The organism is Candidatus Cloacimonadota bacterium (assembly GCA_034661015.1).
In the GTDB taxonomy this organism is placed as follows: Bacteria; Cloacimonadota; Cloacimonadia; order JGIOTU-2; family JGIOTU-2; genus JAYEKN01.
This window is the reverse complement of sequence record JAYEKN010000261.1, coordinates 1-9,100: the sequence shown is the minus strand read 5'-3', so window position 1 is coordinate 9,100 and position 9,100 is coordinate 1. Positions and strand designations below refer to the sequence as shown.

Sequence of the window (9,100 nt, the reverse complement as noted above, 5' to 3'; positions counted from 1 at the left end):
ATTTCTGCAACCAGTGGTTGCAGTTTTGTAATATTCTTATATTCAGTATAAAAAGTTCTCATTAACCACAAATTTCTGGCAGAAAATCCTCTGATTCCAGGGAATTCATTCTGTAAGTCTTTTGCCAAAGTTTCTACAATTGCTTTTCCCCAATTATTTTCTTTCTGGCGTGTAATAATCATTTTACCAATATCTTGATAAAGATTAATTAATTCTTGATTCACTTTTTTTAGAGCATCATACTGAGCAATTCTGATTCGTTCTTTAATTGTTATCAGAAAATCATTATAACTCTGACTCTTTGAAACATCTTTCATTACCTATCCTTTTAGTTAAATCTTTAATTTATCTCAATTACGATTTTTATAAACCTAACCAAGTTATACATGTTTTTTTGTCAAGAATGCAATGTTTGTTTTCTAAATGTGCCTAATGTATGGCAGATGCCACGTCTCTTCCTGCCTTTCTTCTTGCTTGTGGAGCACAATGTTAGCAGTCGTTTTCTCTTATTATTTCAAAATATTCTCAATTCTTAAAATACCATTGATAAAAATTATCTGTTAATTACAAATCGAGGAATTTCAGCAGGAAGTCTTGAAAGCAATTCATAATTAATAAAATTTGTTAACTCAGAAAATGAAGCGACTGAAATTCTATTCTTTCCCTGTCTTCCAATCAGAACAACTTCATCTCCCTTCTTTACATCTGGTATTGATGAAATATCTACAATGAACATATTCATATTTATCATTCCAATAACCGGAGCTTTTCTGCCGCCTATCAGAACAAAACCGATATTACTTAGACTTCTGCGATATCCGTGAAAATATCCAACCGGAATAATTGCAATACGGGTAGTTTTTGTTGTTAGAAATGAATTGCCGTAGCTAATGAACTTAGCAGGCTTAACTGTCTTGATGCTCATAATTTTGGTCTTCCATTGCAGGACTTGCTTTAAAGGATCTTGAAATATTTTTGTTTCTCCATCGAATAATTTATACATTTTTGTTTCACTACTTGGCCAAAATCCATATTGTGCTATACCTATCCGAACTAAATCCATTTGAGTATTCTTATAGATGAGTGTTGAAGCTGAAGAAGCAGTGTGATTATATTTTGCGTACAAATTTTTATCATTTAAATATTTAGAAATTTTGTTAAATTTACTGAATTGTTCGTGAACTCTCACATAATTTGCAATACTTTCTGCTCCGGCATAATGTGTGCAAAAACCTTCTAAAAAAAGAAATTCTCTGTTTCTTCGAATCAATTCGATAGTTTCATCAAGTTCGTCATTATCAATGCCGGTTCTATTCATACCTGTTTCTAATTCAAGATGAATTTTAGCTTTTTTATTCAATAACTTAGAAACTCGGATACTATTTTCAAGTCTGTCCAAATCAAAAACAAAAAAGGAAATATCGTTTTCAATAACCCATTTTAATTCTTCATTATCAATCATTCCCATTATCATTAATTCACTTTTTGGAGATAGAACAGAGCTAGCAATCTCAGCTTCATACACATCTGAAACAGCAAAATAATCAATTCCACAAGCTTCTGCCAAAGGTACAAAATCCATTATTCCGTGTCCATAAGCATTTCCTTTGATCACAGAAACGAATTTGACCGATTTTCCGATTTCTCTCTTTAAATATCGGATGTTCTTTTTCAAAGCTTTAAAATCTAATTCTATATATGATGAATGAACCACTATTTTCTCCTACATATTTCTTTAATAATTTCAACAAAAATATTGATTCCGTCTGATATAATTTCATCAGGAAAATCATAATCAGAATTGTGAAGCTGAGGGTGATTTTTACCGGATCCCAAACCGAAAAATGCTCCTTTGATTTTTTGAGTAAAATAAGAAAAATCTTCTGTCCAGGTAAAAGGTTGTTCAATGAATTTTATCTTGTTACGAATATTCTTGGCAGACTTTTTGACAATATCCACGCACTCATCATCATTGACGATCTCAGGGAAATATTCAACCCATTCTATTTCATAATCCAAATTTTGTTTTTCTGCTTTTTCTTTTACAAGAGATATTGCTTTATTTTGCATAATTTTCAATGTATTTTTTGTGTTAGAACGGAAAGTCGCCATTATTACGGCTTTTCCGGCAGAAGTTCCAAAAGCTATTTCACCGAGCTTTGCGTAAATTATTGTAATCATTGCAGAATCTTGAATGTTTTTGGAAAGGTTATCAAGTTCATTGATTATTTTAGTCATTGCCAGTGCGGGATTATTCCCGTTTTCCGGATGCCCGGCGTGGGAAGTTTCACCTTTCAATTTGATAATCATTCCTATTGATGTTGATGTAAAAATTCCCTTTCTCAGGATAATTGTTCCTTTAGTAAAACCCGGGAGATTATGAAGGGCAAAAATGTAGTCTGGTTTTAAGAATTTGAATTTCGTATCTTCCACAATTCGTTTTGCACCTTTGGCAGTTTCTTCCGCAGGTTGAAATAAAAGGATAATTTTTCCTTTGAAATTTTCTCGTTTTATTCTCTCAGCCAAACCAATAAGAATCGTCATGTGTCCATCGTGACCGCATTTGTGAGAAATTCCGGTATTCCCGCTTTTATAAGAAAAATTATTTGATTCAATGATAGGTAAAGCATCGAGTTCCGCACGGAACATTATCGTTGCTCCATGTTGCCCTGAATCGAAAATTGCAGCAGTTCCAAACCCACCAATTTCAGTGATGATTTCGTCCGGAGAGAGTTTTTTCAATATCTCAATAATATATTCGGATGTATTTTTTTCTTTTCCTGAAAGCTCCGGATTTTTATGTAATTTCTTTCGAATATCTATGAGTTTAATTTTCTCCCCTTTGTTCATAAATCACATGTCTTCCAATGCTTTCTCAATTGCAGATAATAAAAATTTTCCTTCAATTTCAGAAAGAATCAAAGGAGGAAGAAATCTAACAGTGTTATTCGTTGATAATGATGATTTAACTCTATATTTAACAAGTAAATCCTGGAATTTGTTTACATCATCTGCTGAAGGTAAATCAAAACCGATCATCATTCCCATACCGTGCGGATTTGAAAAAATATCAAATTTTTTGTCAATTTTGTCTAATCCATCAAAAATCTGCTTAGACCTTTCTACAACATTTTTTGTTATATTCAATTCCCGCATTTGTCTCGTTGCTATCAGAGCAGCAACCATAGCCATTGGATTTCCTCCGAATGTTGAACCATCATATCCGCCTTTCATTGCATCGGATATTTTATCGTTTGAAACTACAGCAGTAACAGGATATCCGCCACCGAATGATTTTCCAATTACCATAATATCAGGAATAACATTATAAGTGTGACTTGCGAACCATTCTCCTTCTTTTTTTGCTACACGACCAAAACCGCTTTGCACCTCATCACAAATCATTACTCCATTATATTTATCGCATATTTTTCTTATCCTGCTTACAAATCTCTTGTCGAGAGGTTTAATACCGGCTTCTTCTCCTTGTACCAGTTCTAAAATAATTGATCTTGCTTTATTTTCTTTAAACAAATCTTCTATTTCATCAATCTCTCCCGGTTTAACAAAATGAACCCAATCTTCATTCTCCAATCCAAAAGGTTTTCTATACTTTAAATTGTAAGTTACAGCTAAAGCACCATGAGTTCTACCGTGAAAGCCATTTTCTAATGCAATGACACCACGATGATTAGTGAAGGCTTTTGCAATCTTGATTGATTTATCTACAGCTTCACCACCACTATTTTGCCAATAAAAATTCGTAAGTCCTTCTGGCATCATTCCCGTGATGCTTTTCAGAAATCGAGATCTGGGGATGTGCACTCTATCTTCTTTCATAGAAATTAATTGAGATGCCTGATTATATAATCCTTTGGCAATTTCTTCATTATTCATACCAAGATTTGTGGCACTATAGTTACTATCCACATCTAAATATGTTTTTCCTTGATTACTTACAATCCACGCACCTTCTCCACGAACAGGAATAATATCTTTTTCAAGGTGAGATAAAGGAATTTTAAATTTCTCATGAAGTTCAATTGCTTCTTGTGTTGAAATTTCCGAATCCTGAAACATTAATATTATTCTTTGCAGTTGATCATAGTTGATATTCTCTAATATTAAATCACAAATCGAATTAGCTTTTTCCTCTTCTATTTGTGCTCGTTTATTCTTAACATTGAATAACTTATTATTACAGATATTTTCTGCTTTTTCTTCTCCTATGACCATTTTTAATACTTCTTCGATTCTTTCAATCGAAACATTTATTCTTTCCGGATGTTCATTAACATCATTAATAAATGTTTTACATAATTCATTTTTTGAAAACATTTTTTTCTCCTAGTTTTATTAATTATTAATTTTGGTTATCATCTCTCAACTTCTTCAACTTCTCGATACCATTTCATTTTATCACCAATTTTAGAACGCATTTTCCATTTCAAAGTTTTAGGTTTCTCTTCTATTAGACGAGATAAAATATCTAGTTTTTCTTTTACTTTATCGGCGTCATTTTTAGCAAGGTGTTCATTAGCAAATTTTCTTGTCTTTTCGATGTTGGAAGTTGCTGTCTTCCACCAGCCCCAATCTCCGGAACATAATTTTGCTAAATAATGTCCGTCTATCTCATCAGTATTATTGTCTGTTTTGGAAATTGGAAACTGGCTGAGAAGAACCACCGTATCTACTAAATCCTTCTTGTTAATTTCGACAATTTGAAGCTTCCCTAAAAGTAGATCAATCAAACTTACTGTTGGATAATCGATTTTTAATCTTTTCTTAAGATCAATTTCATGACAAAATCTCAATTTATTAATGAAAATATCTGAATGAATGTTTTCATCAGGATGATAGAAAATTCTTCTTTTATCACCAAACAGTCTTAAAATATTTTGATTTTCTGTCCAGCCGAGTCCAAAGAAAAGATCCTGAACTTTTATAATCTCTTTTGAATAAGTAATAAAATCAATATCAGCGAGATAGTGTTGATTTTCATACTCTATATATTTATAATCAGGGCATTTTATTCGGAAAGCAAGTGAGCCGACAACTCGTATTGTGACATCAAATTCTTTTGCTTTTTCCATAATTTCATTGAGGACTTTCAGAAAAGCGGATTCTTGCTTTCTTAAAGATTTTTCATTGATTTCAATTCCGTCAGGAATACAGGGAATATCTTTGGCAATCACCATTAACCTTCTACTTTCCAATGATTTATTATTTTCTTATCTTTTATCTCGATAATGTAACCACGCAAAATTCCTTCGCCATATTCAGAGCCCGGATTCACAACTGGAGTATTTCCGATTTTATCATGACCGTAAGATTCGTGAATATGACCGTGAAGCCCAATTAATGGCTGATATTTTTCAATAGCTTCTGTAACAGCTTTGCTTCCTACGTGCACAAAATTTACCTGTCCGGCAACAGTTACCGGTTTTTTATTTGCATCGAGTTCCGGAGCAAGATCGAGCATGGTTCCATAAGGTGGAGCGTGAAAATTGAAAATTGATTGAGATGGATCATCTAGTTTTTTAATAAGTTTCTTAAGCCGTTTTTTCATTCCTTTCTCATTATCTTCTCTTGGTGTGTCCCACGGAGTTGGATTTACATAATCGAGACTTATAGTAGGAATTCCCAGAATATCAATTACATCATCCAGACACCAAATTACTCCTTTATCTCCAAAGGATTTTATAACTTCATCGATTTCATGATCATCATCATTTCCGGGCATAGCAACTACATCAACTTTGGAAAGATCGATTTTAGCGATGAGCATTTCCATCCAATAATAAATTCTATCTTTTATCATTTGCATCATCAGTTTTTCAACTTGTTCAGGATTATTCTGAAGTTCTTTTATTCTATCAGAATTACAACGTAACGTATAAGCTCCTGCATCCTGAATTCGCTTTTCCATTTCATCTGCTTCTTTTCCTGATTCTAATGTCCAATTTCTCCCAAAATAATAGGCATTGTATTTCCCATTTCCTTTTTCAATTAAGGGAACAAGTGATTTTCCAGTTAGATCACCACATAAAAGAAGCGCATCAACTCCATAAAGCTCGGGGATCCGCAACCATTTCCTCCAAACACTATTTGCGCCGTGAACATCAACTGAAAAGAATAATTTTGCCAAAAATAAACTCCTCTATTCAGGTGGAATTTGTGAATATATTTTACTTACATCCACACCATCTTTTTTGTTCTTATTTTGCTGAACTAAATAAACGACCATTCCAATCAACATCACGCCAATTAAGGTTAGCATTATAACCGGTGAGAAATTTCTGATAGACAGATAGATAAAAAACCAGCCAACAATAAATGTAAATGCACCTAATATACTCATAACCGGAATTTTGAAGATTTCCCATTTTACCGGTGAACGATTATAAATCTCCGGTTTATGATATGGAAGCAACATTGCGCTTAAGCCATAAGGCCAGAAAATAAAAAAAGTGGTAAGTGTTAATATCGAAAGAATCACATTTACAGAAAGCAGCATTATCAAAACGCCGAGAAAACAAAAAACTGCGTTCAGATGGACTGCATTTGTAGGAGAACCGGTTTTTCTGTTTACCTTTGCAAGTGATTTCGGAAATGATTTATCCATTGCCAAAGCAAAAGCTAATCTGGAATTTGCCAGGAATCCTGGTAGAATGGAATTTGCAAACCATAATGCTATGGAAACCGCAACGATCAAACCGAACCAGACATTTTTGGCAATCGACATAAAATAAAATGGGATCGATGGTTTTACCGCTTCTCCCATTATTTCTTTGACAATTTCAGGATGATTATCAAAAAGAAAATCATAAGAACCGATAAAAGTTCCGAAAGCTTTGTAAACAGCAACTACAATTATCACATAAAACAATCCCACAAAAATAGTTCCCACCATAAAACCTTTTATCATACTGGTTTTGGGAGTTTTTATTTCTCCACCAGCATAATTAATAATGGTTATACTGGAATATGCCCAGATTACTACGATAAGAGAACTGATGGTTGTTCCCCAGTTAAAGTTATGAACTTTCCAACCCAATTCAGCAGCTTTTTGTTGAATGGCTTCAAAAGCTCCCGCTCCCCAGGTTTGATTAAAAGCAGAAGAAACACTATCGATTCCACCAGAAAGGAAAAACCAAAAAATTGCGATTACTGTCCCAACTAAAGGTATGAAGAAAGCGATTCGCATTATGTTCTTTACTTTCCTGATTCCGTTATAAGCAATATACCAGAACAAAACAACCCAGATAATTCCTCCGATAAGCTGTCCTGCCGGTGTTTGCATAATTTTTCCGATATTAGCCAGCCAGCCGATTCCGCTACTCAAAGCAGCAGTTGAAAAACCGGAACCAATCAGACCGACAACCAGATATCCCAAAACTCCGCTGGAAATTCCATATCCAATAAATAATAGCCAGGAACTTATGAAACCCATTGTTGGACCTAAAACTCTACTAATTGCAATATACAAGCCACCTGAACGCGGCATTGTGGCGGAAGTAATCGCAACCAATAACATCACCGGTAAAAATATAAAAAGACCGATCAGGAAAGCCAATGGTAAACTTGCTCCCGGGAAATCTGCAGCTGTTGATACAGAATAGAACATAACACCTGAGGCAGCCGGTCCGGCTACAACAAAAATAAATACATCAAACCAGGATAATTCTCTAACAAGCCCTGAAGCTCGTCTGGTAAAGATTACACCTTCTTTCATAATGATTCTCCTTGTATAGTATGTTATATGAAATTGAAAAGGAACAATGATTACTTACGGATTTGTTCTTGTGTAATATTTTCCAATTCTATTTCAGGATAAAAATTTAAAAATTTTTGAAAATGCAAACAGTAAGTTTTAATCGTCATTTCGCTGTAATGCTTTAATTTTAAAGCCTGTAAATACTCTTCTTGAAATCTAATATGATTCTTTTTCATTTTATATTAGCTTGCTGTTTTTTACATCCCCTCATATTTATGTCAAATTAATCAAAAAATAAATTTCTTTTTCTACTGACCTGCTGACACGCTGACCTGCTGAAATGCTGACATTCCTTTATATCATCCTCATTTCAATTTTTACCGATAATTATGAAAGGACTTATTTAATCAAACTATTTCTGTTTTTGTGTTTCTTTGGTGTATAATGTTGGGGCGACGCCACGCTCTTTTTGCGTGTGTCGCTTTGTTAGCAGAATTTTCACTAATCTTCTGATGCAAGATTTAAAGCTTTTCTGTATAAAGATTTTCCAATTCTTATATCATTTTGTATTAAAATATCCAACAGAGGTTTAATTTTATCGATTAGCTTTTTCTCTTTTGCTTGCAATAATCCACCAATTGTGCCGATTGGAAATAAGCCATTGAAAAATGCAATTCTTCGTCCTTTTAAGTCATCAATTAAAATATCAGGAATGTGTCTTTCTAAAGCCAATGCAATTGCTTCTGATTCACCTAAATCTATCTCATTTGATAACATTTTTACTAAATCGATATTTTTTACTGCAGATACTTTATTCAGTAAAAATTCTTTCAATTCTTTGGAATAAGGCTTATCAGAAACAGTTAATTCTTTGAAAACTGCTGATGGAACAAATACTTCACCGAATATTTGCTCAATTAATTCTAATTTACCGATAATCGCAAAACTAAGCAAAGGCGATGAATCAGCTACGATTATCATTTTTAAATCTCAATAATTCTTTTTCAAGTTCTTCGGGTTCATAATCAATTATTGGAATTTTAAATTTCCCAAGTTGATGTATAAAAGAAAACTTATCCATATTTGCTAATTCTGCGGCTTTTCCGAGTGATAATTTATGCATTTTAAAGAATTGGAGAGCTGCAAATAATCGAATATTGTCGGTAAATTCACTAATATTTTCGTTTAGTGAAAATATTAACTGTTCAGGAATAGAAAAACTGACCTGTTTCATATTCATAATAAACTCCTTAATTTTTTATTGAAGAGATTTTTTTATTTAAACTAAAATAGTCAAATTTTACTTAAAAAAATAAATTGACTTTTCAAACATCTTATTTTTCTTTTTGTTTTAAAGCTAATACGAATTTCCGCTAATGTTTG

The 9,100-nt window shown here is 33.1% G+C and carries 9 protein-coding genes; all 9 read right to left on the bottom strand.

All coding sequences use genetic code 11. The features are described from left to right. Positions 1 to 317 (bottom strand): DUF1016 N-terminal domain-containing protein (locus U9P79_09400; GenBank protein ID MEA2104837.1); only part of this gene is annotated, 317 nt, incomplete at its 3' end. Positions 318 to 553: 236 nt separating this feature from the next. Continuing rightward, complete coding sequence (alr, locus tag U9P79_09395; GenBank protein MEA2104836.1) at positions 554 to 1,714, bottom strand: alanine racemase; 1,161 nt, start codon at positions 1,712 to 1,714, stop codon at positions 554 to 556. Continuing rightward, positions 1,714 to 2,850 (bottom strand): amidohydrolase, encoded by a 1,137-nt coding sequence (locus U9P79_09390; protein ID MEA2104835.1) that lies wholly within the window; start codon positions 2,848 to 2,850, stop codon positions 1,714 to 1,716. Before U9P79_09390 ends, alr begins: the two co-directional genes overlap by 1 nt. Before the next feature lie 3 nt (positions 2,851 to 2,853). Next, positions 2,854 to 4,338, bottom strand: coding sequence for an aminotransferase class III-fold pyridoxal phosphate-dependent enzyme (locus U9P79_09385; protein ID MEA2104834.1), 1,485 nt, complete (start codon positions 4,336 to 4,338; stop codon positions 2,854 to 2,856). A 38-nt stretch (positions 4,339 to 4,376) separates the two neighbouring features. After that, positions 4,377 to 5,198, bottom strand: a complete 822-nt coding sequence (locus U9P79_09380) for a hypothetical protein (GenBank protein ID MEA2104833.1) — start codon at positions 5,196 to 5,198, stop codon at positions 4,377 to 4,379. Continuing rightward, the gene (locus tag U9P79_09375) at positions 5,198 to 6,148 is read right to left on the bottom strand and encodes a phosphoesterase (GenBank protein ID MEA2104832.1); all 951 of its coding nucleotides are present in this window, start codon (positions 6,146 to 6,148) and stop codon (positions 5,198 to 5,200) included. Before U9P79_09375 ends, U9P79_09380 begins: the two co-directional genes overlap by 1 nt. Before the next feature lie 12 nt (positions 6,149 to 6,160). After that, positions 6,161 to 7,735: an APC family permease gene (locus tag U9P79_09370; protein MEA2104831.1), complete on the bottom strand. Its 1,575-nt coding sequence runs from the start codon at positions 7,733 to 7,735 to the stop codon at positions 6,161 to 6,163. A gap of 483 nt (positions 7,736 to 8,218) precedes the next feature. After that, on the bottom strand, positions 8,219 to 8,698 hold the full coding sequence (locus U9P79_09365) for a DUF3368 domain-containing protein (GenBank protein MEA2104830.1): 480 nt from the start codon (positions 8,696 to 8,698) through the stop codon (positions 8,219 to 8,221). After that, the gene (locus U9P79_09360; GenBank protein ID MEA2104829.1) at positions 8,682 to 8,957 is read right to left on the bottom strand and encodes a UPF0175 family protein; all 276 of its coding nucleotides are present in this window, start codon (positions 8,955 to 8,957) and stop codon (positions 8,682 to 8,684) included. Before U9P79_09360 ends, U9P79_09365 begins: the two co-directional genes overlap by 17 nt. Between the last annotated feature and the right edge of the window lie 143 nt (positions 8,958 to 9,100).